Raw genomic sequence first — 26,602 nt, 5'->3', positions numbered from 1 at the left:
TTATGCTTTTAATGGCAACACTACTGCATATGTTGAAATGGAAGATGGAGTTAACGAATACGGGCTTGCAGTAGGACTTACTTTTATGTACCCGCATTTAAGAAAAAATGGTCTTAATGCTGGGATGCTGGTAAGATTTTTACTCGAAAAATGTAAAACTGTACAAGAAGCAATAAAAGAGCTCAAAAGACTGCCTATTGCTTCTGCGCAGACAATAACTCTTGCTGATAAAACTGGCAAGATTGCCGTAGTAGAATGCAATCCTGAAAATATCGTAGTTATTTTACAGCAAGAAGGTGAAGATTTTGTCGCAACAGCAAACAATTTTTATTCCGAACAGATGAAAAAATATCGAAATCCAGATATAGATGATTGGCATTCTGATGAAAGATACAATAAACTGCCATGTCTGCATTAAAAGAACATAAAAATGAATATAGTATTGAATTTGCAAAAGATTTGTTAGCAGGAAAATATGGCTTTATGTGTCAATATGATAGAAAAAATAATGCGGATACTGTATGGTCAGTAGTTTACGACTTAAAAGAAGGCAATGTTTATAGAGCCGAAGGCAATCCATCTAGAAAAAAGTTTATTCTTGATAATAGATTAAAAATAAAAGAAATCTAAAACTCAATATTTTTTTATCGCAATTAAATAAAACTAAGAGCTGATGAGAAAAATTATATATAGATTGTATAGTGATAAAATGACGGCTGTTTTTAGCCGTTGTTTTTTTGTTGTATAAAATAAAAAAACTACGCAAGCATTTTGCGTAGTTATTGATGGTGCCGAAGGGGGGACTTGAACCCCCATGTTGTTGCCAACAACGGATTTTGAGTCCGCCGCGTCTGCCATTCCACCACTTCGGCAAGCAGTTTTAAAAGCAAGAACAATATTATCATATCTTATAGATAATTTCAATCATTTGAAGCGACAAAGTTGAAAAAATTTTTATGTAAATATATTGAAAATTTCTAAAAAGACCCCGTTGTTTGATAGCGGGGCCTTTTTAGTTTATTTTTAAAATACGCCTTGCGCGATCATAGCTTCGGCAACTTTTTTGAAACCTGCAAGGTTTGCGCCTGCTACTAGGTTGTATCCCAGTCCATATTCTTCAGCTGCTTCTTTGGAAGCTTTATGAATATTAATCATCATCTTTTTCAATTGAGCGTCAACTTCTTCTTGTGTCCAAACAAGACGTTCAGAGTTTTGAGACATTTCTAAAGCAGAAACACCTACGCCGCCAGCATTAGCTGCCTTTGAAGGAGCAACCACTATATCTTTTTGTGACAATAGATAGCTAAGCGCATCGTTCTTAGTAGGCATGTTAGCGACTTCGATATAATACTTAACGCCGTTGGCAACGATTTGTTTAGCGGTTTCCAAATCAACTTCGTTTTGGGTGGCGGAGGGCATAACAATATCAGCCTTTACACCCCAAGGCTTAGCACCAGGATAGAATTTAACTTTGAATTTGTCAGCATAACTCTTAATGCCAAGACCTTTTGAACGCATTTCTAGCATAAAATTGACTTTTTCTTCAGAACTTGATACGCCGTCCGGATCATAGATATAACCATCACGACCAGAAATGGTAACAACCTTAGCGCCCATATGCATAGCCTTTTTGCAGATACCCCAAGAAACATTGCCATAACCAGATATAGCAATTGTCTTTCCTTTCATTTCTTCGCCTTTGGTCTTTAGGACTTCATCAAGATAATACATGGCGCCGTATCCTGTAGCTTCAGGACGAATTAATGATCCGCCATAAGATAAGCCCTTACCAGTCAAAACACCGTTTTCCCAAACACCTTTTATTCTTCTGTATTGACCGTATAGATAACCGATTTCTCGGCTGCCTACACCCATATCTCCAGCGGGTACATCCACATCTGGTCCGATATATCTGTATAATGCGGTCATAAAGGACTGGCAGAAACGCATAATTTCGGCATCTGATTTTCCTGATGGATCAAAGTCAGAACCGCCTTTACCGCCGCCGATAGGCATTCCTGTCAAAGAGTTTTTGAAGGTTTGTTCAAATGCTAAGAACTTAATAATGCCGGGATATACGTTGGACTGAAAACGAATACCGCCCTTGTACGGACCTATTGCGCCATTAAATTGGCAGCGATAACCGGTATTGGTGTGATAATTGCCAGCATCATCCATCCATACGACACGGAAAGTGAACATTCTTTCGGGTACAACCATACGATTTATCAAATCGACTTTTTCGTACTCGGGATGCTTGTCAATCATGGGGGAAATAGAAGTCAAAACTTCTTCCACAGCTTGTACAAACTCAGGTTCATTGATGTGTTTAGCCTTGACATTGGCTATAACACTTTTTACATAGGCATTCATAAACTATCTCCTTATTTTGGTATCAGAATTTAAAATCTATTGAATTTCGATAAAAAACTCCAAAAAACCTGCTTTTACAGCAACATCAATTTTAGCACATTAAAGTATAATTATTAAACTTCTTGATATAAAAAATTTTAATAACTTGTATAAAAAATTTAATAACGATACAAGATTAATTGAATTTCTTGTATCGTTATCAAAAAAAGATTATTATTTAGAAACTTTTTTACTATTTAAGGAGTCTTAGTTCATTGAAGCATTTAGCTGGGTGATTTTATCCTTTATTTTCTGTTTGCCTTTAGAAACCATTTCGGAAACAGGAGAGTTGCCTTCAACCAAAGCAGCGCCGATAAGAGCACCTAAAGCCAAACCTAATATCATTGATGTGCGCATAAAAGATTTCCTCCTTTTTTATTTGCTGTATCTAGTATAAGTATTAATAAAAATATTATTTATTACATATTTTGGATATAGGACATGTTTTAATAACTATAAATAAAAAGGATTTGATATTTTTATTTAAAATATTCCAATGTTTCTAATAGTAATATGCTTTGTTTTATGATAGACTACATATATGAGAACTCTTGGAATAGATTATGGCGACAAAAGAATAGGACTAGCTATAAGTGATGAACTGGGAATTATAGCAAACCCTTTAGAAGTTTATTATAGGAAAACTTTGGAAGAAGATTTTAAACATCTTGAAAAAATTATTACCGAAAAAAAAGTTAATAATATAGTAATAGGACTTCCTATTAATATGGATGGAACTTTGGGCGAGCGTGCACAACTGACCAAAGAGTTTGGAGAGCAGCTTGCCTCAAGATTTAATTTGCCTATCATATACGTTGACGAAAGATGGACTTCTATCGAATCAGAAAGGATTTTGATAGAAAGCAATGTCAGACGAGAGAAACGTAAGACTTTGATAGACAAAATGGCTGCACAAAATATTTTGCAGAGATATTTGGACAGTCCCAAAACAAATAAAAACAGTTAAAAATATCTATACTAATTTTAAGTGAAAAAGGAGACTGTATTATGTCTGAAGAAAAGAAAGATTTTGTGGTAGATTTGCTACCCGAAGACAGTGGAGAAATAATTACATTGTATGATGAAGAGGAGAATGAAGTGCCTTTTTATCAGATAGCCTGCATAGAACATAACAATGATTTTTATGCAATGCTTCAGCCTGTCGAAGAAGTTGAAGGCATTGAAGAAGATGAAGTTATCGTTTTGAAAATGCTGGAAGCCAAAGACGAGGAAGACGATATTTTTGAACCTGTAACTGATGAAGAGTTGTTGGACAAAATATATGAGGCTTATATTAAGGCTGTTGAAGAAGAAAACAATAAGGAAGAAGAATAGTATTTCTAAATTACATAATATAAAAAGCATTAAGGCCAGAAATTGGACCTAATGCTTTTTATATTATTAAGATTTGGCAATAAATTATTTGCTAGGCAATTTTTTTTATGCTATAATCTATAAGGCTTTTTATAAAAGTCAAAATTACACACCCGATGACGATACGGTTTTCGTTGCTTTTGATTTTATTCAAAAGTTTATGACCGAAATTATTATCGCACGGGGAGGCAAAAACGGAGGATTTTTTTCATGCCAGTAATTTCAATGAAGCAGTTATTAGAGGCAGGCGTTCATTTCGGACACCCCACAAGAAAGTGGAATCCCAAAATGAAAAAGTATATTTTCACCTCTCGTAACGATATTCACATTCTCAATCTAGAACAAACAGTAGAACTAATTGATGAAGCTTATGCTTTTGTAAAACAGCAAGTACAAGAAGGAAAGTCTGTTTTATTTGTTGGTACAAAAAAGCAAGCTGCAGAAGCTATTCAGCAAGAAGCTGAACGTTGCGGACAATTTTATGTAAACACAAGATGGCTGGGCGGTACTTTAACCAACTTTGCTACAATCCGTTCTAGAATTGATCGTCTTAACAAGCTTAACCAAATGGAGAAATTGGGTGAGTTTGATTTGTTGCCAAAAAAAGAAGTTCTAAAACTCAAAGCTGAACGCGACAAGTTGCAATTCAATCTTGGCGGTATCAAAGAAATGCGTTCTTTGCCTGGAGTTATTTTTGTAATTGACCCCAAAAAAGAACATATCGCTATAAGAGAAGCACGTTCTATGAAGATTCCTATTGTCGGTGTTGTTGATACTAACTGTGATCCTGATGAAGTTGATTACATTATCCCCGGCAATGATGATGCTATAAGAGCAGTTAAGTTGATTGCAAGTGCAATTGCAGATGCTGTTATCGAGGCGCGTGAAGGCGAACAAGGTACTACCGCTACTGAAGAACAAGCAACAATGGAAAGCTTAGGCGATGAACTACTTCAAAATCTTGATGAAGTTCCCGTTGATGATGAAGAAGAGGTAGTAGAAGAAAAGCCCAAAAAGCGCGCAAAGAAAGAAGTAGCTGAAGAAAGCAAAGCGCAAAAAGAAGAAGTTAACGAATAATCATAAATCTATAATTAAAAAGGAGAACGCAATGATAACGACCAAGGATATTCAAGAATTGCGTGCCAAGTCTGGTGCAGGCATAGTTGATTGTAGAAATGCACTCACCGAAGCTAATGGCAACATGGAAAAAGCAATGGAAATATTAAGAGAAAAGGGCAAGGCTGCTGCTAATCGCAAGGCAGACAGAATCGCTGCTGAAGGTCTTGTTGAATCTTATATTCATTTTGGCGGAAGAATAGGTGTTTTGGTAGAAGTTAACTGCGAAACAGACTTCGTAGCAAGAAGCGATGCGTTTAAGGAGTTAGTTCACAATATAGCTGTTCATATTGCAGCTGCTAATCCGCTTTATCTTAATGTAGAAGATGTTCCTACTGAAGAATTAGAGAAAGAAAAAGAAATATTAAAAGCGCAGGCATTAAATGAAGGAAAACCTGTTGCTGTTGTAGATAAGATGGTTGAAGGCAGAGTTAAAAAGTTCTACAAAGAAGTATGCTTGTTAGAGCAAGAATATGTAAAAGATCCTTCCAAGACCATCAAGGATTTGGTAGCAGAAGCTACTGGTAAGATAGGCGAAAAGATAGCGATTAGAAGATTTGTCCGCTATGAAGTTGGTGAAGGACTACAAAAGCGGTCAGATAATTTGGCGGAAGAAGTTGCTAAGCAAGTTGCTAACGCAAAGAAATAATTTAAAAACCGCAAGGACACAATAATTAAAAGATTTTGTGTCCTTTTTTTAAAAGGTATTATTAACAAGCACAATATCTTTTGATATAATAACTTAAGGAGAAAGGTATGAGACATAGAGTCTTGTTAAAGATAAGTGGCGAAGCGTTAGCAGGTGAAGATAAATTTGGCATTAATCCCAGCATGGTTGACCATGTTGTCCGCCAATTAAAAGAAATACATTCATTGGGTATTCAAATTGGTATTGTTATCGGCGGCGGAAACTTCTGGCGCGGCAGACAAGGCGGAAATATGGACAGAACGACAGCCGATCATATGGGAATGCTTGCTACTATTATCAATGCTTTGGCATTACAAGATGCATGTGAAAAGGCAGGAATTCAAACGCGCGTACAGACAGCTATAAGTGTACCTGCAGTTGCAGAACCTTATATATTAAGAAAAGCTATAAGACATTTTGAAAAAGGCAGAATAGTAATATTCGCTTGCGGTACTGGAAATCCGTATTTTTCTACTGATACAGGCGCAGCATTAAGAGCTGCCGAAATCGGAGCAGATGCTATTCTTATGGCTAAAAACATAGACGGAGTTTATGATTCAGATCCCAGAAAAAATCCTAATGCCAAGAAGTTTGACAAAATTTCTTATTTGGATGTTATTAATAAGGGATTAGCTTTGATGGATACAACTTCAATAACTATGTGTATGGAAAACAAAATACCTATCATTGCTTTTGCTTTGTCAGAAGAAAGAGGTATTGTAAAAGCTGCTTTAGGCGAAAATATAGGAACATTAATAGAATAATAAAATCAGGGGGTTTGTTAATATGACAGCCGATGTTCAAGTAATAAAAGATAATTTACAAAAATTTGAGACTAGATTAGAAAAAGTATTAGATAGCTTTAAAAACGAAATGAATAAAATAAGAGCAGGACGTGCCAATCCCCATCTTTTGGATAAGATTATGGTTGATTATTACGGAACACCTACTCCTTTAAATCAAATGGCTAATATAAGTGTTCCTGAAGCAAGAATGATTACAATTACACTTTGGGATGTTTCTGCAATAAAGAACGTTACCAAAGCAATAATGGCGTCAGATTTAGGTATTACTCCTACCGATGACGGAAAAGTAATCAGATTGGTTTTCCCTCAGCTTACAGAGGAACGCCGTAAAGAATTGGTAAAAAACGTCAAAAAAATAGGCGAAGAGTTTAAGGTAACTATTCGTAACGAACGCAGAGACGTGCTTGAAACCTTCAAAAAGCTTAAAAAAGATGCAGGCATGACAGAAGATGAATTAGCCACTCAAGAAAAAGAAGTCCAAAAAATAACTGATAAATATGTGGCTTCTCTGGAAAAGATTTTAGCTGATAAAGAAAAAGAAATATTGGAAGTATAAACTTGACAGACTTAACCGCAAAATCAATAGCTGATGCTATTAAGATTATAGAGTCATACGGATTAACATATAATGTTATCCGTATTAACTCTGCTTGCGGAGAAGGTATTGTAGAAAGAGTAATAAGATATAGCATTTCAGGTAATAATGTTACCTTGACTACCGCATATTTTGAAAACGATATTAGGAAAAAGCAATGAATGAAAGCGTTCCGCAACATGTTGCTTTTATAATGGACGGCAATGGCCGTTGGGCATTAGCCAAAGGCTTACAACGTTCTGTCGGGCATAAATACGGCATAAAGGCATTAAAAAGAACATTTGAATATGTTTTTGAATTGGGCATAAAATATATGTCCATTTATGCGTTTTCCAAAGAAAATTTCAAAAGGCCAAAAGAAGAAGTAGAATCCATAATGCAGCTTCTTGATGAATATATGGATGAATGTCTGCCCGAATTGATTGAGAAAAAAATACGTCTAAATATAATGGGCGACATAAGTGTTTTGAAGGAATCTACAAAGCAAAAAGTAGAAAAAGCATTAAAGGATACTGCTGATTTTAACGATAGAGTATTAAGCATTGCTTTTAATTACGGCGGCAGAGATGAGATTATAAGAGCCGCTAACAAAGCAATCGCAGATGGACATAAGGAAATTGACCAAGAGATATTTGAAAAATATCTATATACTGCTGGTATTCCTGATCCTGACCTTATTATCCGCACAAGCGGCGAACAAAGGATAAGCAATTTTATGTTGTATCAGTGCGCTTACAGCGAGTTTTATTTCACAAAAACTTTATGGCCTGATTTTTCAAAAAAGACGCTTGATGCAGCATTAAAAAGTTATAAAAATAGACATAGAAAATTTGGGGATATAAAATAAGATGAAAAAGAGAATTTTTACAGGAGCTTTTATATTAATTGTTCTTGCAGCAGCGTTTTTGTTAAGAGAAATACATCCGCTGTTTTTCGATTTAATGGTGGTAACTCTTATGATAATGGCGGGCGCAGAAATGGCAAAGGCTTTGTCTAACAAAATGCCAAATCCTATTTTGCCTGTGGTAGTTTTGTTTCCTGTAATGGCTTATGCTGTTTTCAGTCTATCTGCTTTTTCATCAAGTATTTTTTATACAGATTGGGAAATAGACGGACTTGCACTTGTGTTTTTGCTTGTAGGTCTGACTTTCTTAGGAATGATGATTGTATCCTTTTTCAAAAAATCTATTGAAATGGGAAATATATTGTCAACCCTATTTGTAATTATATATCCTCAATGCCTGCTTGCCTGCCTTTTTGCTATCAATAACACTCTTGATGAATGGTATTCTCTAGTTCCGCTTGTAATGGTATTTGCGATTTCAATTTTTTCAGATACCTTTGCTTATTTGATAGGAATAACATTTAAAGGTCCCAAACTAGCACCTACTATAAGTCCTAAGAAAACAATCAGCGGGGCGATAGGGGGTCTTTTGGGCGGTATAGGCGCATCACTGCTTGTAATGCTGCTTGGTTATCAAAATGTAGGGGACTTTGTAGTGTTTAATTTGAGTTTAGGCTTAAATTATGTCAACTTCATAATTATGGGCTTATTTGGTTCAATATTTACCCAGGTAGGCGATTTGGTAGCATCTACAATTAAGCGTTCAGTTAATATCAAGGATTACGGCACGATATTTCCTGGACATGGCGGAGTTATGGATAGATGTGACGGTCTGATGTTTAATGGATTGTTTATCTATACTTACTTTTTGATTATGCATATTCTTTCAATAGGAGTAGTCTAAATGAAAGGACTTGCGGTATTAGGTAGTAGCGGAACGGTAGGTTCTTATGTTTTGGATGCCGCAAGAAAAAATCCCGATAAGTTCAAAATAATTTCGTTATGTGTCAATAACAATATTCAAAAACTTATTTCTTCGGCATGGGAATTTCGCCCCAAATTTGTTGGTTTTTCAGATCCGAAAGTTGATTATTCATATATAAAAGAACAATTACCAGAAAATACTCAGATATGTATTGGAGAAAAAGCGCTTGAAGAAGCTGTAAATGTTGACGGTGTAGATGTAGTTGCGGCTGTCAGCGCAGGCACAGCGTCTTTGCGTGCTGTCTTGCTCGCGGTTTCTTTGGGCAAAAAAATCGCATTGGCCAACAAAGAAGTATTGGTAAGCGGCGGCAGCTTGCTTATAAATGCTTGCAAAAATGGTCAGATTATACCTGTTGACAGCGAACACTCTGCAGTATTCCAGTGTCTTAACGGCGAATCTAAAAAAAATCTAAAACGCATTATTTTAACTGCAAGCGGCGGTGCATTTTTTGGCCGTAATAAGAGTGAGTTAGAAGATATTACACCCGAACTTGCGCTCAAACATCCAAACTGGAATATGGGAAAAAAGATAACAATAGATTCTGCTACTATGATGAACAAAGGCTTGGAAATCATTGAAGCCAAATATCTTTTTCAGACGGATAATGTTGATTATGTAATACATCCTTCTAGTACAGTTCATTCTATGGTAGAGTTTGTAGATAATTCGGTCATTGCACAACTAGGCAATCCATCTATGGAAATTCCTGTTTTGTTTGCACTAAGCTATCCCGATAGACTTAACACATCGGTTAGACCGCTTAATTTTTTTGATCTTCACCTTGATTTTTATCAACCTGATGAAGATAATTTCCCTTTTCCTAAACTGGCGCGACAAGTTTATCAAAAAGGCGGCTTGACTCTCGCAGTTATGATAGCTGCTGACGAAAAAGCGGTGGAATTATTTTTAAACAAAAAGATAGGATTTTTGGATATTTATAGATTAGTTGATTATTGTGTGACAAAGTTGAGTTATAATGATACTATTACCGTAGATAATATTATAAAAGTTGATAATGAAGTAAGAGAATATCTCAATCTAGATTATAATAAGATATTAAAATAAGCCTTAAATCAATATGGGAGAATTATGTTTGCTTTATATATAGTATTGTCAATTTTGATATTGCTTTTGATGGTTACAATCCATGAATTCGGTCATTACATTGCAGGCAGAATTTTAGGATTTAAAATTAATGAATTTTCAATCGGATTTGGACCTGCAATTTTTCAACGCACCAACAAAAGAGGTGAAAAAATCAGCTTGCGTATTTTTCCTTTGGGAGGATTTTGCGCTTTTGAAGGAGAAGACGAAGGAGAGCCTGCTAAGCCCAAAAAAGAAAACGTGGAAATAGATGTTTTTTCAGAAAAAGAATCAAAGCCTGAAGAAAAAGCAAACGAACAACAAAACAAGCAGCTTAGTTTTAATGAGCAAAAACCTTGGAAAAGAATTATAGTTCTTATAAGCGGCGCTCTTTTCAATATAATTTCTGGTTTTATATTTTCTATAATCTTCATTGCTGTGATAGGCAACAGTCTTCCTGTAGTTGGAGAGGTCTATGATACTCCTAACGCTAGTATCATAAAAGAAAATGACATCATAGTTGCCGTAAACGGCAAAAAAATAACTATAATGAAAGACCTAAGTACACTAATGAAAGATATAGATGAAAATGAAGACTTTGTATTAACAGTATTAAGAGACGATGTTAAAAAAGATCTTCCGTTAAAAAAGGTTCGTTATACGTTTTTGGATGAGAATAAAAAAGAACAAACTAATGTCGGCATAGGTATAATAACTAAAGATTATGTTCGACAAAGTTATAATATTTTTGAAAGCATAGGATATGCATTTCCTTTTACACTAAAAATGGCGGGAACGATATTATCGGCATTTGGTGATTTGTTAAGAGGAATAGGGCTTAACCAGTTGAGCGGACCTGTTACTACTGTTACCGAAATGGCAAAACTATCTCAAGCTAATATATTAAATGTTCTGATTTTGTTGCCGCTTATTGCAGTAAACCTAGGTATTTTCAATCTATTTCCTATTCCAGCTTTGGACGGCTCAAAAATTGTCTTTACCTTGATAGAATGGATAAGAAAGAAACCTATTAATCGTAATATAGAAAATATGATACATTTTGTAGGATTTGTATTGCTGTTAGGTTTGATCATTGTGATTGATATGCTAAAGTTTATACGGTAGAATATAATTATGACAAAAGTTATTAAGATTGGAAATGTCGAAATAGGCGGCGGTAACAAGATTGCTATACAATCAATGACTAATACCAAAACCTCAGATGTTGATAATACAGTTTATCAAATAAAAAAATTGTCTGATGCAGGCTGCGATATAGTAAGAATGGCTATAACTGATACAGACGATGCCAAAGCAATCAAGACAATCAAACAAAATACGCATATTCCGCTTGTAGCGGATATCCAATTTGATTATAGATTAGCCATAGCTTCAATAGAAAACGGTATTGACAAAATCAGAATAAATCCTGGAAATATAGGCACACAAGAAAAAGTAAAAGCTATAGTCGATTGTGCCAAAAGTCATAATATTCCTATAAGAGTGGGAGTTAACAGCGGTTCTATAGAAAAAGAGTTTTTGCAGTCTTATGGCAGAAGCGCAACGGCTTTGGCAGAAAGCGCATTAAAAAGTGTATCTATACTTGAAAACCTAGGATTTTATGATATAGTTATATCCGTCAAATCATCTGATGTAAAAATGATGATTGACGCATGCCGTATTATAGCCCAAAAATCTCAATATCCTCAACATCTTGGAGTTACCGAAGCTGGGCTTTATGAGAGTGCGTTAATAAAATCCGCTATTGGAATAGGTTCGTTATTGATAGATAATATTGGCGATACAATAAGAGTATCTGTTACTGGCGATTCGGTAGAAGAAATAGCTGCCGCAAAAAAAATATTGAGATATTCTGGAAAAGACAATAATTTTGTAGAAATAGTATCTTGTCCCACATGTGGCAGATGTAAGGTTGATTTGTTTAACCTTGCAACGCAGGCTCAGAAAAGACTTGGACATATTCAAAAGCCTGTAAAAGTAGCAATAATGGGCTGTCCTGTTAATGGTCCTGGTGAAGCAAAAGGTGCTGATTTCGGCATTACAGGCGGAGACGGAAAAGGCATTATTTTTGAAAAGGGCGAGATAGTCAAAATCGTTAAAGAAAACGAACTTTTGGACGAACTTGTAAAAAGAGTAGAAGATTTTGTAAAAGATAAATAAACTAAGATCTATTAGTTCATATTTTTTGGTGGGGATATATTTTGGAAAAACTTATAGAAGAAATTATTAAAATCAATCCTGAATACAAATATCTAAGACTTAACAAAGTCACTTATTTTGCAGCGGAAGATTACTGCAAAATAGAATATTTTTATCCTAATGACGAGCCTTTTTTGACCAAAGCAAAAAGTTCATTTGCAGAAATAAAAAAAATAAGTCAGCAGCTTACAGGGATTGAAACATATTGCGACTTTTTTAAGGTAGAAGTAAAAGAAGAGCATATAATATTGTCTTTGCAGACACTTATCAAAACTGAGCTCAATACCAATAACTTTCCAAGCAAAAATATAAAAATAGAGCTGGGCAAAATAAGCAAAATATCAATCAGCATTGATGAGCTGTATTATGACTATGCGATTACAAAAGGGCTGGACAAGCAGATAGAACAAAATCTTTCAAATAATTTCTGCGCGGATTTTGAAGTTGAGCTTATAAAAAAAGAGTCAAAAGAAGATATTCTTGATATTCTCAAGCCCGAGCCTTTAAAAGTAGTTACATATACTAATAATCGGCTTATTTTTCCTATTAGCGTTAACCATTTTATAGGCAAAGAAATTAACGAGCCTGCTGTTTATATAAAAGATCTAAACCTTTATTGCGAGCAGGAAGCGGTTGTATGCGGCACAATAAAGGGACTTAAGCGTGCTACATATAAATCTAAGAAAAATCCGGAAAGCGACAAAGAGAAAGTTTATTTCAAATTTACTTTGGAAGATTTTACAGGACAAGTAGAGTGTATTTTCTTTGCTCATAGTTCCTCAGTTCAAAAGGCAGATAATCTAACCGACGGTTCAGAAATAATTTTGAAGGGCAAAGTCGAGCAAGGCAAGTATTCGCTTAATATAGTTGTTCGTTCTATAAGCTATTGTGAAATTCCAAAAGGACTTGTAGAAGTCAAGCACCGCAACCCTGTTCCCGAAAAATATGCAGTTATATTTCCTGAAGACATTGTCATTACAGAACAGGCAAGTTTTCTAGAAAAAGACACTGTACCTGATGAGATCAAAAAGAATACATACGTGGTTTTTGACGTTGAAACAACAGGTATAGGCGAAAATGATAAAATAACAGAATTAGCAGCGGTAAAAATCAAAGACGGCAAGATATGTCAGCTTTTTTCAACGCTGATTAATCCAAAAATGAAAATACCTCCCGAAACCTCTAAGATAACTGGCATAACTGATGAAATGGTTGCCCAAAGCCCGACTTACGAAGAAATTGCAGGCGATTTTTATAAGTTTTGCGAAAATGCAATTTTAGTTGGACATAACATCGTGGAGTTTGACTTACCTTTTATAAGCCGCTATTCAGATACGACTCATTATTATTTTGATGAGCATAAGGTTGAAGACACGCTTATTATCGCAAGAGAAAAACTAAAAGGCAAATTAAGCAACTATAAGCTGACAACTGTTGCTCAATATTTTAACATTGTCAATATAATGGCGCATAGAGCACAATTTGATGCATTAACTACTGCAAAAGTCTTTTTAGAACTATCCAAACTTCCTGGTTAGTAATTTTTTATTTTTTTAAAACTAAAAGACACGCCCAAAAGGCGTGTCTTTTTTAGGGAGATAGTTTAGAGATATACAAAATTAATCTACACTATATAGCAAATCTGAATAATCAGGATAAGGCCATAAGGTTTTAGATACATTTTGTTCTAATTGGTCTATAACTGTTCTCAATTCATTCATCAAAGGTATTACTTTATCTCTGAAATACTCTGCATGTTCATAAGCATCAGAATGTTTTGAGTTAAGAACTGTTTTTTCTAATTGATTAAGCTTGCTATATGCTGATGATGTGAGCGAACTTATATGCGCAGCAAGAGAAGATTCTGCGTCGTCAGCTGTATCTATGCCTACCGCTTGTTTTGAAGTCTTAATTTCAAGCAATTGATTTATATAACTGAAGCATGCAGGTAATATTTCTTTTCTAACCATATCAATCATTGTAAGTGCTTCGATATTAAGTGTCTTAGCATAGTTTTCAAGTAAAATTTCATAGCGGGAAGAAATTTCAGTCTTGCTGAATACTTTGTGTTTTGTAAATAGATCAATATTCTTAGGGCTTACAAAATGTTTGAGTGCTGATACGGTATCTTTTAGGTTAAGCAGTCCTCTCGATTTTGCTTCTTCAACCCATTCGTTAGAATAGTTGTTGCCATTAAAGATTATTCTCTTGTGTTCTTTTATGGTGCGAACAATCAATTTTTTTAAATCAGAATTAAAATCTTTGCTAGCTTCTAATTCATCAGCGAATTGGGACAAACTTTCTGCCATTATAGTATTAAGAACAATAATCGGTCCAGAAATAGAGAATGTGGAGCCTACCATACGGAACTCAAATTTGTTTCCTGTAAACGCAAACGGTGAAGTACGGTTGCGGTCTGTTAAGTCTTTAGGGAAACGAGGTAGAACAGAAACGCCTATTTCATGTTCTATACGCTTTTTGCCTTGATAAATTGTACCTGATTCCAAAGCCTCAAGCACATTGGTTAATTCATCTCCCAAGAATATAGAAATAATCGCAGGAGGAGCTTCATTTGCGCCTAAGCGATGGTCATTGCCTGCGCTTGCAACAGAAATTCTGAGAAGGTCCTGATATTCATCAACTGCCTTTAGTACAGCTACCAAAAACAGCAAGAATTGAGCATTTTCCGACGGGGTATCGCCAGGTGAAAGAAGATTGATTCCAGTATCAGTAGTAAGCGACCAGTTAACATGCTTACCGCTTCCGTTAACGCCAGCAAAAGGCTTTTCATGAAGAAGACAAGCCATACCATGACGGTTAGCAACAGTTTTCATCATTTCCATTGTTAGTTGGTTATGGTCAGTTGCCGTATTTGCGCTTGAATATATAGGCGCAAGTTCGTGTTGAGCAGGAGCAACTTCGTTATGCTCTGTTTTTGCTGTTATACCCAATTTCCAAAGTTCAGTATTAAGTTCAGCCATAAAAGAAGCGACACGTTCTTTTACTGTTCCAAAATAATGATCTTCTAGTTCCTGTCCTTTTGACGGGCGTGCACCAAACAAAGTTCTGCCGCAGTATTTTAAGTCAGGACGGCGTGAATATAATTTTTTGTCTATCAAGAAATATTCTTGTTCAGGGCCCACATTAGAAACTACTCTAGAAGATTGAGTATCGCCAAATAATTTCAATATTCTTAATGCTTGCTTATCAACTGCTTCCATGGATCTAAGGAGTGGAGTCTTTTTATCCAATGCTTCGCCGCTGTAAGAAGAAAATGCGGTAGGTATGCACAAAGTTTTGTTCTTAATAAAAGCGTAAGAAGTAGGGTCCCAAGCGGTATAGCCTCTAGCTTCGAATGTAGCTCTAAGTCCGCCAGAAGGGAAGCTGGATGCATCAGGTTCACCTCTTACCAACTCACTACCGGAAAAATCCATAATTACATTGCCTTCACCGGTAGGTGAAATGAAGCTGTCGTGTTTTTCTGCAGTGATACCAGTCATTGGTTGAAACCAATGTGTAAAGTGTGTTGCGCCTTTTTCTATTGCCCATTCTTTCATAGCTGATGCAACGATATTGGCAACATTTATGTCTAGCGGTTTGCCTGTGGCAATTGTCTTTTTAAGTGCTTGGTAAACATCTTTAGGCAGACGTTCTCTCATTACTTTGTCACTAAATACATTGCTTGCAAAAATTTCCGGCAGTTTGTTCATAAAATCCTCCTTTTTAATAAAAAAAGCGCCATAAATCCCAAAAGGATTTATAGCGCCATTGCTATTTACTGCCGCAATAATAACACGAATATAGTAGTATTGTCAACAAATGACGCTATATTTTTTTGTAAGTTATTATAAACCTTAATATAAGTAAAACTTATATTAATATTGTCACCATAAATTGCTTTAATCATATTATTAGTATAAAAAATAAGTATTATTAACTTTTCTTATACATCAAATATTGACAAAACATATACTTTTATAGTAATTTTTTTTTGAGACAAAGGCGTCCAAAAATGTAAATAAACGTTATATCATCTCTTAATGGGATGATGATTACGATTTGTTTGCATTTGTGGGCGCCTTTTTCTATTTTTGCATAGGGAGAAGTAAAGCTATTATGCTCCAAAGAGAAGGAGAGATTAGAATACCATCAGGGTGCGCAATTGCAAGTATTTTCGACAAAACAGGCGCAAGGTCAGACGGATCAGATATTATAAAAGCCATATCAGTAATGCATGACAGAAGCAATGGTTTAGGCGGAGGATTTGCTGGATATGGAATTTATCCTGAATACAAAAATTATTACGCATTTCATGTTTTTTATGATGATGGCAATGCAAGAACAAAGTGCGAAGAATTTTTAGAGGCGCATTTTGATATCATCAATTTGTCCAAAATTCCGTTAAGAAAAGTAAGTGGAATCAAAGATGAACCATTGATTTGGCGTTATTTTGTTGAACCATTGAGCAGAAAACTTAATGAGAGTCAACTTAACGAACGTGAATATACAGCACGCTGCGTCATGAGAATCAATACAGACATAAAAGGAAGCTATGTATTTTCATGCGGAAAAAACATGGGCGTTTTTAAGGCTGTGGGATATCCCGAAGATGTAGGAGAATTTTATCGTCTTGATGAATATAAAGGATATTGTTGGACCGCACATGGAAGATATCCAACCAATACTCCAGGATGGTGGGGCGGCGCGCATCCATTTGCGTTACTAGATTACACAGTAGTCCATAATGGCGAAATTTCTTCTTATGACACCAATCGTCGTGCTCTAGAAATGTACGGTTATAAATGCACATTAAAAACCGATACCGAGGTGATAACTTATATAATAGATTATCTCCACCGAAAAGTAGGACTCAAACTAGAAGAAACACCCAAGGTTATTGCTGCACCGTTTTGGTCAACTATTCAAAAAATGGAAGAACAAGAACGAAAAGAATACGAATATCTTAGAAATGCTTTTTCTTCCTTGCTAATAACTGGTCCTTTTTCAATTATGGTTGGATTTGACGGCGGGCTTATGGCGCTTAATGACAGACTAAAGTTAAGGTCTTTGGTCATAGGTGAAAAAGGCGAAAAAGTATATATGGCGAGTGAAGAAAGCGCTATAAGAGCAATAGCACCTGAGCTTGACCGGACATGGTCACCAGAAGGCGGACAGGGTGTAATAGTTAGATTAAATAAGGTGAATTCAGATGACTGAAAATAAATTTATATATCCCGAATTTGAAGTAAAAAGAGATTGGGACAAATGCATAAATTGCCGGCTTTGCGAAAAGCAATGCGCCAATCAAGTACACATTTTTAATGAAAAGACACAAAAGCTTACCACTGATGATTCAAAATGCGTAAACTGTCAAAGATGCGTTGTTATGTGTCCTACCCGTGCGCTTAAGATTGTAAAAAGCGATAATTGTTTAAAAAGCAACTGCAATTGGAGCACTGAAAGCATAAAAGAAATTTATAAACAGGCGCATACGGGGGGAGTATTATTGAGCAGCATGGGCAGTCCTTCTAATTACCCTGTTTATTTTGATAAAATTCTTATTAATGCGTCCCAAGTAACCAATCCGTCTATTGACCCTTTGCGTGAGCCTATGGAGACAAAAGTCTTTTTGGGCGCCAAACCAAAACAGGTACAAAGAGATGAACAGGGCAGAATTGTAAATAATCTTTCACCCTTTATTACTCTTAATATTCCGATGATGTTCTCTGCAATGAGTTACGGCTCAATAAGCTATAATGCGCATGCTGCATTAGCGATGGCGGCAAAAGAACTTGGCATAATGTATAACACTGGAGAAGGCGGACTTCACAAAGATTTTTATTGTTATGGAGAAAATACCATTGTTCAGGTTGCATCAGGCAGATTTGGCGTGCATAAAGACTATCTCAATGCAGGCGCTGCAATTGAAATAAAAATGGGGCAAGGTGCTAAGCCTGGTATAGGCGGACACTTGCCCGGTCAAAAGATTGTAGGCGATATTTCGGCAACCAGAATGATACCAGAAGGCAGCGATGCAATATCTCCAGCGCCTCATCATGATATTTATTCTATCGAAGACTTGCGTCAGCTTGTTTTTTCTCTAAAAGAAGCTACCAACTATACCAAGCCTATCATAGTCAAGATAGCAGCAGTAAATAGCGTTTCTGCAATAGCAAGCGGAGTTGCTAGAAGCGGTGCTGATATTATAGCGATAGACGGTTTTCGTGGCGGAACAGGCGCCGCACCTACACGTATAAGAGACAATGTTGGTATTCCTATTGAATTGGCTTTGGCGGCGGTTGATACAAGACTAAGAGAAGAAGGAATCAGAGACAATGTCGCAATCGTAGTTGGCGGAAGTATTCGCAACAGCGCAGACATAATCAAGGCAATAGCTTTAGGCGCAGACAGCGTTTATATAGGAACAGCCGCATTGTTAGCTTTGGGCTGTCATATGTGCCGCAGCTGTCATACAGGAAAATGCAATTGGGGTATTGCAACCCAGCGTCCTGAACTTGTAAAAAGACTTGATATAAAAGAAGGTGCGCGTAGACTGGTTAATCTTATGCTTGCGTGGCAGCATGAAATTATGGAGATGATGGGCGGCATGGGAATCAATTCTATTGAGAGTTTGAAAGGCAATAGACTTATGTTAAGAGGTGTTGGACTTAACAGCGAAGAACTCAAAATTCTGGGAATCTCACACGCAGGTGATTGATATGAGCCAAGGAGAAAATATGATTAAAATAAATTCAGCTAATATGCATTATAGAGAACTTAATGAAATAATCAAGAACAGCATTGGAAATGTAAGAATAGTTAATTGCATAGGACAAAAATATATAGCAAGCGGTCTTAGCGATCGTAAGATAGTCATTGATGGCGTGCCAGGCAATGCCCTTGGGTGTTATCTTGATGGTGCGGAAATCACTGTTAATGGCAATGTTCAGGATGCAGTGGGAGATACTATGAATGCAGGTAAGATTGTTGTTCATGGCGGAGCTGGAGATGTTCTTGGTTATGCCATGAGAGGCGGCAAAATATTCGTGCGTGACAACAGCGGATACCGCACTGGTATTCACATGAAAGCGTATAAAGAAAAAAAACCAGTAATCGTCATTGGTGGTAAGGCAGGCGATTTTTTGGGTGAGTATATGGCCGGCGGTATTATAATAATTTTGAATCTATATGACAGTAATGTTGATTTAGGTCAATTTACTGGTGTGGGAATGCATGGAGGAAAAATTTATATCCGAGAACTTGTAACACCGAAATATGTTTCGCCTCAAATAAGCGTTTCTTCAGCTCAAGGAGAAAACGAGTTAGAAGAAATAGTTCCGTATTTGAAAGAGTTTTGCACTTTGTTTGATGTAGATATAAAAAAGCTGTTAGAAAGCAAATATACAGTTTTGTATCCTAATGCAAGCAATCCATATAGACAAATGTACACTCATAATTAAAAATTTTTTATTAAAAATTATCATAAATAATGTATAATAAAACTATATACCCAAATAAACAGGAGGTATAAAATGACACTCAAATCTGATGAAATATTGGGTTTTATTAAAGAAAACGATGTAAAATTTATAAAGCTTGCTTTTTGCGATATAAAAGGAGAGCAAAAAAACATATCAATAATGGCAGATAAGCTAGAAGATGCGCTGCGTTTTGGTATTTATTTTGACAGCTCAAATATTTCAGGATTTGAATCAGAGTCAGGTGAGCTGATGCTAAAACCCGATCTTAGCACAATCAGCATTTTACCTTGGAGACCTCAGCAAGGCAGAGTTGTAAGATTTTATTGCAATATATTTAATCCGGATGGGACACCTTTTAAGCATGATACTAGAGCATTGCTTATGTCAGCTCAATCAAGGTGTCAGGATATGGGTTATCAATGTTCAATAAGCACAGAAGCAGAATTTTACATATTTAAAACTGATAGTTTGGGAAATCCAACAACCAGCCCTTATGACGAGGGCGGCTATTCTGATATGGCGCCGTTAGATAAGGGCGAAAATATTAGACGCGAAATATGCCTCAATTTATTAGAAATGGGTATTGATCCCGAAAAATCTCATCATGAAAGCGGACCAGGACAGCACGAAATAGATTTTAAACATAGCGCACCCCTAAAGGCTGCAGACAATTTCTTAGCGTTTAAGTCATTGGTAAAAGCTGTTTGTGGGCGAAATGGAGTTTACGCGTCATTTTTGCCTAAGCCGCTCAAAAACAAAAGCGGCAGCGGACTTCATATTAATTTGTCTTTGAATAAATTAGATGAAAAAAACATTTTAGCTGAAAATGAAAAATTAGACACCGTTACCAAAAGTTTTATTGCAGGTGTTTTAAAGCATATAGTTGAAATTACTGCTTTTTTGAATCCTCTTAGCAATTCGTATCAAAGATTAGGCAAATTTGAAGCACCGTCAGTGGTAGATTGGGCATACGGAAGCCGTTCAGCTTTAATAAGAATTCCAGCAGCTTTCGGCGACAAAAAACGTATAGAAATACGTTCTGCCGATTGTGCTATTAATCCATATCTTGCTTTGACGCTTATAATAAATGCAGGCTTAGACGGTATTAAGAATAACCTTGAGCTTAACGAAAATAGTTACAAAAAATCCAGACTGCCTATTAGTCTAAAAGAAGCGGTTTTGGCGGCACAGTCTAGCACATATATAGACAGTATAATTGGCAAAGAAACCAAGCAAAGATATCTTAGCGCAATTATTGATCAAGCCAAAAAGAAAAGCTTTTTTGAGATGTTTAAGATTATTTGATGTTTATTTGGTAATCTAAAAATTTAAAAGGAGGGCAGTTTGGAAAAAGCGTTAATTGTATCGTCTGTGCAAAAAGCATGTGATGAATTAAGCTTAGTTTTGCAAAAAATGAATATATCATTTATTGATACTGCCTCCTCTGGAGCAGCTGCTCGGGTTATGGTTTTGGAAAGAGATTTTGACCTGTGTATTATTAACGCTCCGTTAAAAGACGAATTAGGTTCTATGCTGGCGCAGGACATAGCATTGAATGGTACTTGTCAAGTTATACTTATCGTCAAGGCTGAAATATTTGAAGAAACGGCTGCAAAGGTAGAAGAAGCTGGAGTTTTTTGTCTAAGCAAGCCGATTAATCAGCAAATGCTGTGGAGTGTATTAAGGCTTGCCGTTGCTGCCTATAATAAGTCGCTTAGAATGCAGCGGCAAAATACAGAGTTGAAGTCCAAACTTGATGACCTAAAACAAGTCAGTCGTGCAAAATGTTTATTGATAGAAAAACTTAATATGAGCGAACAGCAGGCTCATCGCTATATTGAAAAACAAGCAATGGATATGCGTATGACCAAAATTCAAGTTGCAAAAGATATAATTTCCAAATTCGGCTATCAATAATTTTGTATTTTGCTTGAGTTTTTATGTTTTTTTATTTTCAAATTGACTTCTTCAAATTAATGTAGTAAAAAAGATATAGAGGTAAATTATGGATAAAGAAGTTATAAAAAAATATGCACAAACAGTTTTAAAAATCGGTTCTAATATACAACCGAATGAAGAAGTCGTTATAGCAGCAGATGCTTGCTGTCATGAATTTGTTGCTGCACTTGCAGATGCAGCATATGAACTAGGCGCAAAAAAAGTTACGACGCTATTTAGTTCAGAAAAAGTTATGAAACTTCGTTATCTTAACGAAAGCGTAGAAACTCTTACTGATATTCCTGATTGGGTAGTTAAATCAAGAGAATATGCTGTAGAAAAAGATGCGGCTTATATTTCTGTGGTTTCAGATGACCCTGAAGCATTTGCAGATATTAATTCAGACAAGATAGCGGCATACATAAAAGTAATCCGCACCAAACTCAATAAATTCTATGATGCAACTATGAAAAGTGATATTCGCTGGACAATAGTTGCTTATCCTAGCATAGAATGGGCTCAAAAGGTGTTCCCTAATGACAATAACGCATTTGAGAAATTGTTTGACCTTATCGCTAAAGCTATGAGACTTGATGCAGCTGATCCTGTACAAGCATGGAAAGAACATCAGCAACAACTCAAGAAAAGAGTTGAATATCTTAACGCAGCAAAGTTTAAGGCTTTGAAATATAAAAATTCTCTTGGAACAGATTTTTATGTTGAATTGCCTGAAAACTATATTTTCATGGGGGGAGAAGAATATTCAAAGGGCAGAATCTTCACAGCTAATATGCCTACAGAAGAAGTGTTTTCAGCGCCTAGCAAGTTGAGCGCAAAAGGTACTCTGGTTGCATCAATGCCCCTTATATACAATGGTGCAAGAATAGAAGATTTTTATCTAAAATTTGACCAAGGCAAAATAGTTGACTATAAGGCTAAGGTTGGTCACGATGTACTAAAAAATATAATTGAAACAGACGAAGGTTCAAAATATTTGGGTGAAGTTGCAATAGTTCCTTTTGATTCACCTATTCAAAAAATGAAAACTATTTTTTATGAAACATTGTTTGATGAAAATGCCAGCTGCCATTTTGCAATAGGTAAAGCTTATCCTTGCCTAAAAGATGCCGAGAATATGACCAAAGAAGATCTAGACAAAGCTGGAATCAATGAATCGTTACAGCATGTTGATTTTATGATAGGGACAAAAGATTTGGAAATAACCGGCATAACCCAAGACGGCAAAGAAATCAAATTCTTTAAAAATGGAAACTTTGATATAGAATTATAAAAATTATTGCGAAAAATGTCATAAGACTAACTGGTCTGACAGGCAATAAGAATTATACACCAAAAAACTATTTGCATTATAATAAGTTCTTTGCTATAATGATAACATTGAATTTAGCGACTTAACGAGAGTGGGCTTGTCCCACTCTCATTGTTTGAAAGGGACAAAAAATGAACGATATAGCATCAAAAGTGCAAAATGCGATTTCTAAGACGGTAGAAGACTTAGGATATGAGCTGGTTGAAGTAACTTATGTGTATAAAGATCATGCATGGCAGCTTACAGCTTATATTTATAGCCCTCAGGGTATTTCGCTGTCTGACTGTGAAAAAGTGCATTATGCAATAGATCCTGTCTTGGATGAATTGGACCCTACTAACGGTGCTCCATATAATCTTAATGTTTCTTCTTTGGGGCTTGACCGACCAATCACAACGGAAAAAGATTATATCCGCAATATGAATAAAGAGGTCGAAGTCAATTTAAAAAATCCTGTAAATAAAAAGACTGTTTTGGAAGCGGTTCTTATTGGTTTTGACGATAATACTGTTACGGTAAGAGAAATAAAAACTCAAAAAGAATATGTGCTTGATAAAGAAAATATCAGGCTTATGACATTGTTAATAAAATTTTGATATAAAATTGATCAAAATAAGGAGACTCAGATGATTAACAAGGATTTCTTTCTGGCGCTTAATGAGTTGGAAGCCAGCAAGAAGATAAAAAAAGAAGTATTTTTAGAAACACTTGAAAGTGCGCTGGTATCTGCATACAAAAGGCATTTTGGCGAAGCCAAATCAATTGAAGTTAAAATTAATCCAGATAGAAACACTATAAGGATTTTTGCTTACAAAACGGTAGTAGAAGAAGTAGTAAATAAAGATAAAGAAATTTCATTAGATGATGCTAGAGAGATAAAAAAGACTGCAAAAATTGGCGATGTAATAAGCGAAGAAATAACTCCCAAAGATTTTGGAAGAATTGCTGTTCAAACAGCAAAGCAGGTTGTTACCCAAAAGCTAAGGGATATTGAAAGCAAGATTGCTTATGAAGAATTGACTCAAAAAGAAGATGAATTGACCGTATGCGTTATAAGACGCATAGAAGGTAAAAATGTCTATGTAGATTTGGGTAAAATGGAAGCGGTAATGTTGCCTGCGGACCAAATTCCCAATGAGAAATATAATGTAAATGATAAGATAAAAGTTTATGTTAAAAAGGTTAAGATTGGACCTAAAGGACCTCAAATCTTGGTATCACGTTCTTGCGAAGGCTTCGTAAAAAGATTGTTTGAGCAAGAAGTGCCTGAAATTGCAGCAGGTATCGTAGTGATTAAGAACATCGTAAGAGAAGCTGGATATCGTACTAAGATGGCTGTTTATTCGGAAGATTCTTCAGTTGATCCTGTCGGCGCTTGCGTAGGAAACAGAGGGATGAGAATAAACACTATTGTTTCTGAACTTGGCGGCGAGAAGATAGATGTTATTCCTTGGTGTTCAGATGCGCTCGAATATATAGCACGCGCTTTGAGTCCTGCTAAAGTCTTGATGGTTCAGGTTAATGACGAAGACCATACAGCAAAAGTAATCGTGCCTGACGACAAATTGTCTTTGGCAATAGGCAAAAAAGGTCAGAACGCACGCCTTGCTGTAAGACTTACCGGCTGGAAGATAGATGTAAAGTCTTTATCTGCTAGTCAAAACATGGACGATTTTAAAGAAATTGGCGATGATCAAACATATGACGAAAAGTCAGGCGATGATACGCCAGAACTTGAAGACTTCGAGGCGGATCTGGGAGATATTTAATGAAAATTCCTACTCGTACTTGTGTTGCCTGCAGAAAACAACAGCCCAAAAAAGAACTGTTAAGAGTAGTTAAAACGCCGGAAGGCGATGTTAAGCTGGATTTTACTGGACGTGCACATGGACGTGGAGCGTATATCTGTAATAATGATGTGTGTATTGAAACCGCTGTAAAAAAGAAGGCATTTAATAGAGAGTTTAAAATAAATATTGAAGCGGATGTTTACACCAGATTATTAGAGGAGTATCGTGAACATAAACAAAGTTGAAACATATATTAGATTTGCAATAAAAGGCCGAAAGATTATTTATGGGCTTGATAATATAAAAGTACAGCCAAATAAGATAAAAATAATTATTGCAGATAACTCATTATCTGAAAAATCGTTGAGAGAAACAAAATTTATTAGCGAAAAAAATAAAATACCGTTAATATTAAGTGAGGCAGATTTGAATCAAATATTAAATACGAATAATTGTAAGGTTATAGGTATATCTGACATTAATTTGGCGAAAGCAATACTAAACAATGTTGGCAGCGGATATAATTTGGCGGAGGATGAAGCAAATGGCGGAAATTAATAAGACAGAAAGTGTTGATAATTTACAGTTGATCAATAGTTTGAAGGATGAAAATAATTTGCCCAAACTTTCGCTTACAGTCAAAGAGCAAAAAAAGCGACTGGATCTTGTTTTACGTTCTTTTGAAGATATTAATCGTAAAAGAGAACAACAGGCAATTGCTGCCCAAGCTTTAGCAAAACAACAAGAAGAAGCAAAAGAAGAAGCAAAGACAGCCGAGAAAAAGGCTTTTGAACAAAAGGAAAAAGAAGAAATAATGATTCAATCGGCCCAAAAAACAGCTGAAAAAGTACAGCCTGTTGCTGAAAACATTTCTGATAAAGAAGAACAAAAAGAAGTCAAAAAAGAAGAACCGGTTCAGGTTCAGACTAAGGCAGCTAATCAAGAACCTAAAGCAGCGCCTAAGGAAGTTGAAAAGGTTAGTGCTGCACCTCAAAAAGATAAACAATCCAATCAAACTCAATCAAGAGTTAAGCAATTTGAGCATAACGATCGTTCTTCTAATCAGCAGCAAAGGACAGCACGTCCTCAAAATGATAGAACACAGGGCGATAGAAAACCGCAGGGACAGCCTTATAAACAGGGTCCTAACGCTCAACAACCTGGTGGATTTAATAGACAGGGTGGTAATAATCAAAAACCTTATGGCAATAAGCAGCCTTACGGCAGCAAACCTGCATTTTCTAAAGACGGTGCAAAATCTGGTGCGCCCATAATACCGCCTCCTATTATACCGGTATCTGCACCTGCACCTGCCAAAAAGACTCATGATCGAAAAGATAAGATAAATGAAGAAAAGAAGATGATGAGTAAGCGTACTTTGGTAAGGCGTGGATTTATTGATGAAGGATACGATGATGATGAATCAGCTCCTAGACATCGTAAGCTTAAAGTCAAGAAGGCAGCACCCAAGAAGGAAATTACTCCTATTAAGATTGAAAAGGCAGTTATTACAACAGAAAATCTGACTGTTAAGATGCTTTCTGAAAAGATAGGAATAACAGCCCAAGAAATTCTTAAAAAACTTATGATTTTGGGTATAATGACAACCATAAACGGTGTGGTTGATTTTGACACAATGGAGCTTGTTGCCAGCGAATTTGGCGTTAAGCTTGAAAAGAAACTTGACAAAACCAAAGAAGAGGTTTTAACCGAACTGGCAATGGAGGAAGACGCCCCCGAAAATTTGAAAGAACGTCCTCCTATTGTTACGGTAATGGGTCATGTAGACCATGGTAAAACTTCATTACTTGATGCAATCAGAAAGACCAACGTAACTGAAGGCGAAGCTGGTGGTATAACTCAGCATATTGGTGCTTATACTGTCAATGTAGGCGATAAGAAAATTACTTTTATTGATACCCCTGGACACGAAGCGTTTA

General features: G+C 36.0%; 29 protein-coding genes and 1 tRNA gene. 26 read left to right on the top strand and 4 right to left on the bottom strand.

Annotated elements, in window-relative coordinates; translation table 11 throughout:
• Positions 1 to 418: C45 family peptidase (locus tag VIL26_02625; GenBank protein ID HEY8389838.1), on the top strand; the 418-nt coding region annotated here is incomplete at its 5' end.
• Positions 406 to 630, top strand: coding sequence for a hypothetical protein (locus VIL26_02620; GenBank protein HEY8389837.1), 225 nt, complete (start codon positions 406 to 408; stop codon positions 628 to 630). The genes VIL26_02625 and VIL26_02620, both read left to right, overlap by 13 nt.
• A 156-nt stretch (positions 631 to 786) precedes the next feature.
• On the opposite strand, the gene VIL26_02615 is transcribed toward VIL26_02620, so the two are convergent.
• The 3 genes from VIL26_02615 to VIL26_02605 form a co-directional block, all read right to left on the bottom strand.
• Positions 787 to 872 (bottom strand) — tRNA-Leu (locus tag VIL26_02615).
• Between the two features lie 151 nt (positions 873 to 1,023).
• Entirely contained in the window at positions 1,024 to 2,373 is a 1,350-nt protein-coding gene (gdhA, locus tag VIL26_02610) for an NADP-specific glutamate dehydrogenase (GenBank protein ID HEY8389836.1), read from the bottom strand.
• Positions 2,374 to 2,619: 246 nt separating this feature from the next.
• Positions 2,620 to 2,769, bottom strand: a complete 150-nt coding sequence (locus tag VIL26_02605) for a hypothetical protein (protein HEY8389835.1) — start codon at positions 2,767 to 2,769, stop codon at positions 2,620 to 2,622.
• 184 nt (positions 2,770 to 2,953) lie between these two features.
• Here VIL26_02605 and ruvX point away from each other — a divergent pair, with 184 nt between their 5' ends.
• The 13 genes from ruvX to VIL26_02540 all read left to right on the top strand — a co-directional run bounded on the left by ruvX (position 2,954) and on the right by VIL26_02540 (position 13,661).
• Entirely contained in the window at positions 2,954 to 3,379 is a 426-nt protein-coding gene (gene ruvX, locus VIL26_02600) for a Holliday junction resolvase RuvX (GenBank protein ID HEY8389834.1), read from the top strand.
• 41 nt (positions 3,380 to 3,420) lie between these two features.
• Positions 3,421 to 3,747, top strand: coding sequence for a DUF1292 domain-containing protein (locus tag VIL26_02595; protein HEY8389833.1), 327 nt, complete (start codon positions 3,421 to 3,423; stop codon positions 3,745 to 3,747).
• Positions 3,748 to 3,996: 249 nt separating this feature from the next.
• Positions 3,997 to 4,863 carry a 30S ribosomal protein S2 gene (gene rpsB / locus VIL26_02590; protein HEY8389832.1) on the top strand — a complete coding sequence of 289 codons (867 nt, stop codon included), beginning with the start codon at positions 3,997 to 3,999 and terminating at the stop codon, positions 4,861 to 4,863.
• 31 nt (positions 4,864 to 4,894) lie between these two features.
• Positions 4,895 to 5,551, top strand: a complete 657-nt coding sequence (tsf, locus tag VIL26_02585) for a translation elongation factor Ts (GenBank protein HEY8389831.1) — start codon at positions 4,895 to 4,897, stop codon at positions 5,549 to 5,551.
• Positions 5,552 to 5,658: 107 nt separating this feature from the next.
• The gene (pyrH, locus tag VIL26_02580; protein ID HEY8389830.1) at positions 5,659 to 6,354 is read left to right on the top strand and encodes a UMP kinase; all 696 of its coding nucleotides are present in this window, start codon (positions 5,659 to 5,661) and stop codon (positions 6,352 to 6,354) included.
• 43 nt (positions 6,355 to 6,397) lie between these two features.
• Positions 6,398 to 6,952, top strand: a complete 555-nt coding sequence (gene frr / locus VIL26_02575) for a ribosome recycling factor (GenBank protein HEY8389829.1) — start codon at positions 6,398 to 6,400, stop codon at positions 6,950 to 6,952.
• A 2-nt stretch (positions 6,953 to 6,954) separates the two neighbouring features.
• Positions 6,955 to 7,152 carry a hypothetical protein gene (locus VIL26_02570; protein ID HEY8389828.1) on the top strand — a complete coding sequence of 66 codons (198 nt, stop codon included), beginning with the start codon at positions 6,955 to 6,957 and terminating at the stop codon, positions 7,150 to 7,152.
• Complete coding sequence (gene uppS / locus VIL26_02565) at positions 7,149 to 7,838, top strand: polyprenyl diphosphate synthase (protein ID HEY8389827.1); 690 nt, start codon at positions 7,149 to 7,151, stop codon at positions 7,836 to 7,838. The genes VIL26_02570 and uppS overlap by 4 nt, the downstream gene beginning before the upstream one ends.
• 1 nt (position 7,839) lies before the next feature.
• Positions 7,840 to 8,739, top strand: coding sequence for a phosphatidate cytidylyltransferase (locus VIL26_02560; GenBank protein HEY8389826.1), 900 nt, complete (start codon positions 7,840 to 7,842; stop codon positions 8,737 to 8,739).
• The gene (dxr, locus tag VIL26_02555) at positions 8,740 to 9,885 is read left to right on the top strand and encodes a 1-deoxy-D-xylulose-5-phosphate reductoisomerase (GenBank protein ID HEY8389825.1); all 1,146 of its coding nucleotides are present in this window, start codon (positions 8,740 to 8,742) and stop codon (positions 9,883 to 9,885) included.
• A 24-nt stretch (positions 9,886 to 9,909) separates the two neighbouring features.
• Positions 9,910 to 11,028 carry a M50 family metallopeptidase gene (locus tag VIL26_02550; protein ID HEY8389824.1) on the top strand — a complete coding sequence of 373 codons (1,119 nt, stop codon included), beginning with the start codon at positions 9,910 to 9,912 and terminating at the stop codon, positions 11,026 to 11,028.
• 9 nt (positions 11,029 to 11,037) lie between these two features.
• Complete coding sequence (ispG, locus tag VIL26_02545) at positions 11,038 to 12,084, top strand: flavodoxin-dependent (E)-4-hydroxy-3-methylbut-2-enyl-diphosphate synthase (GenBank protein ID HEY8389823.1); 1,047 nt, start codon at positions 11,038 to 11,040, stop codon at positions 12,082 to 12,084.
• Between the two features lie 41 nt (positions 12,085 to 12,125).
• Positions 12,126 to 13,661: an exonuclease domain-containing protein gene (locus VIL26_02540; protein HEY8389822.1), complete on the top strand. Its 1,536-nt coding sequence runs from the start codon at positions 12,126 to 12,128 to the stop codon at positions 13,659 to 13,661.
• 81 nt (positions 13,662 to 13,742) lie between these two features.
• Here VIL26_02540 and VIL26_02535 read toward each other — a convergent pair whose 3' ends face one another.
• A complete protein-coding gene (locus VIL26_02535) occupies positions 13,743 to 15,833 on the bottom strand; it encodes a glutamine synthetase III (GenBank protein ID HEY8389821.1) in 2,091 nt (696 codons plus the stop codon).
• 406 nt (positions 15,834 to 16,239) lie between these two features.
• On the opposite strand from VIL26_02535, the gene VIL26_02530 reads away from it, so the two are divergent.
• The 11 genes from VIL26_02530 to VIL26_02480 all read left to right on the top strand — a co-directional run.
• Positions 16,240 to 17,340 (top strand): glutamine amidotransferase family protein, encoded by a 1,101-nt coding sequence (locus tag VIL26_02530; GenBank protein HEY8389820.1) that lies wholly within the window; start codon positions 16,240 to 16,242, stop codon positions 17,338 to 17,340.
• The gene (locus VIL26_02525; GenBank protein ID HEY8389819.1) at positions 17,333 to 18,841 is read left to right on the top strand and encodes a glutamate synthase-related protein; all 1,509 of its coding nucleotides are present in this window, start codon (positions 17,333 to 17,335) and stop codon (positions 18,839 to 18,841) included. The genes VIL26_02530 and VIL26_02525 overlap by 8 nt, the downstream gene beginning before the upstream one ends.
• A gap of 22 nt (positions 18,842 to 18,863) precedes the next feature.
• A complete protein-coding gene (locus tag VIL26_02520; GenBank protein ID HEY8389818.1) occupies positions 18,864 to 19,583 on the top strand; it encodes a glutamate synthase in 720 nt (239 codons plus the stop codon).
• 72 nt (positions 19,584 to 19,655) lie between these two features.
• Positions 19,656 to 20,909, top strand: a complete 1,254-nt coding sequence (locus VIL26_02515) for a glutamine synthetase family protein (GenBank protein ID HEY8389817.1) — start codon at positions 19,656 to 19,658, stop codon at positions 20,907 to 20,909.
• A gap of 39 nt (positions 20,910 to 20,948) precedes the next feature.
• Positions 20,949 to 21,521 carry an ANTAR domain-containing protein gene (locus VIL26_02510; GenBank protein ID HEY8389816.1) on the top strand — a complete coding sequence of 191 codons (573 nt, stop codon included), beginning with the start codon at positions 20,949 to 20,951 and terminating at the stop codon, positions 21,519 to 21,521.
• 88 nt (positions 21,522 to 21,609) lie between these two features.
• A complete protein-coding gene (locus VIL26_02505) occupies positions 21,610 to 22,833 on the top strand; it encodes an aminopeptidase (GenBank protein ID HEY8389815.1) in 1,224 nt (407 codons plus the stop codon).
• A 170-nt stretch (positions 22,834 to 23,003) separates the two neighbouring features.
• On the top strand, positions 23,004 to 23,468 hold the full coding sequence (gene rimP / locus VIL26_02500) for a ribosome maturation factor RimP (GenBank protein HEY8389814.1): 465 nt from the start codon (positions 23,004 to 23,006) through the stop codon (positions 23,466 to 23,468).
• A gap of 30 nt (positions 23,469 to 23,498) precedes the next feature.
• Entirely contained in the window at positions 23,499 to 24,641 is a 1,143-nt protein-coding gene (nusA, locus tag VIL26_02495) for a transcription termination factor NusA (protein ID HEY8389813.1), read from the top strand.
• Entirely contained in the window at positions 24,641 to 24,907 is a 267-nt protein-coding gene (locus VIL26_02490) for a YlxR family protein (protein ID HEY8389812.1), read from the top strand. Before nusA ends, VIL26_02490 begins: the two co-directional genes overlap by 1 nt.
• Positions 24,888 to 25,220: a hypothetical protein gene (locus VIL26_02485; protein HEY8389811.1), complete on the top strand. Its 333-nt coding sequence runs from the start codon at positions 24,888 to 24,890 to the stop codon at positions 25,218 to 25,220. The genes VIL26_02490 and VIL26_02485 overlap by 20 nt, the downstream gene beginning before the upstream one ends.
• Positions 25,207 to 26,602, top strand: a 1,396-nt coding sequence (locus VIL26_02480; GenBank protein ID HEY8389810.1) for a translation initiation factor IF-2 N-terminal domain-containing protein, incomplete at its 3' end; no start/stop codon positions are given. The genes VIL26_02485 and VIL26_02480, both read left to right, overlap by 14 nt.

It is taken from the genome of Clostridia bacterium, from assembly GCA_036562685.1.
Lineage (GTDB): Bacteria > Bacillota > Clostridia > Christensenellales > DUVY01 > DUVY01.
Note: the sequence above shows the minus strand (reverse complement) of the source record. Positions and strands in the feature narration are given on the sequence as shown.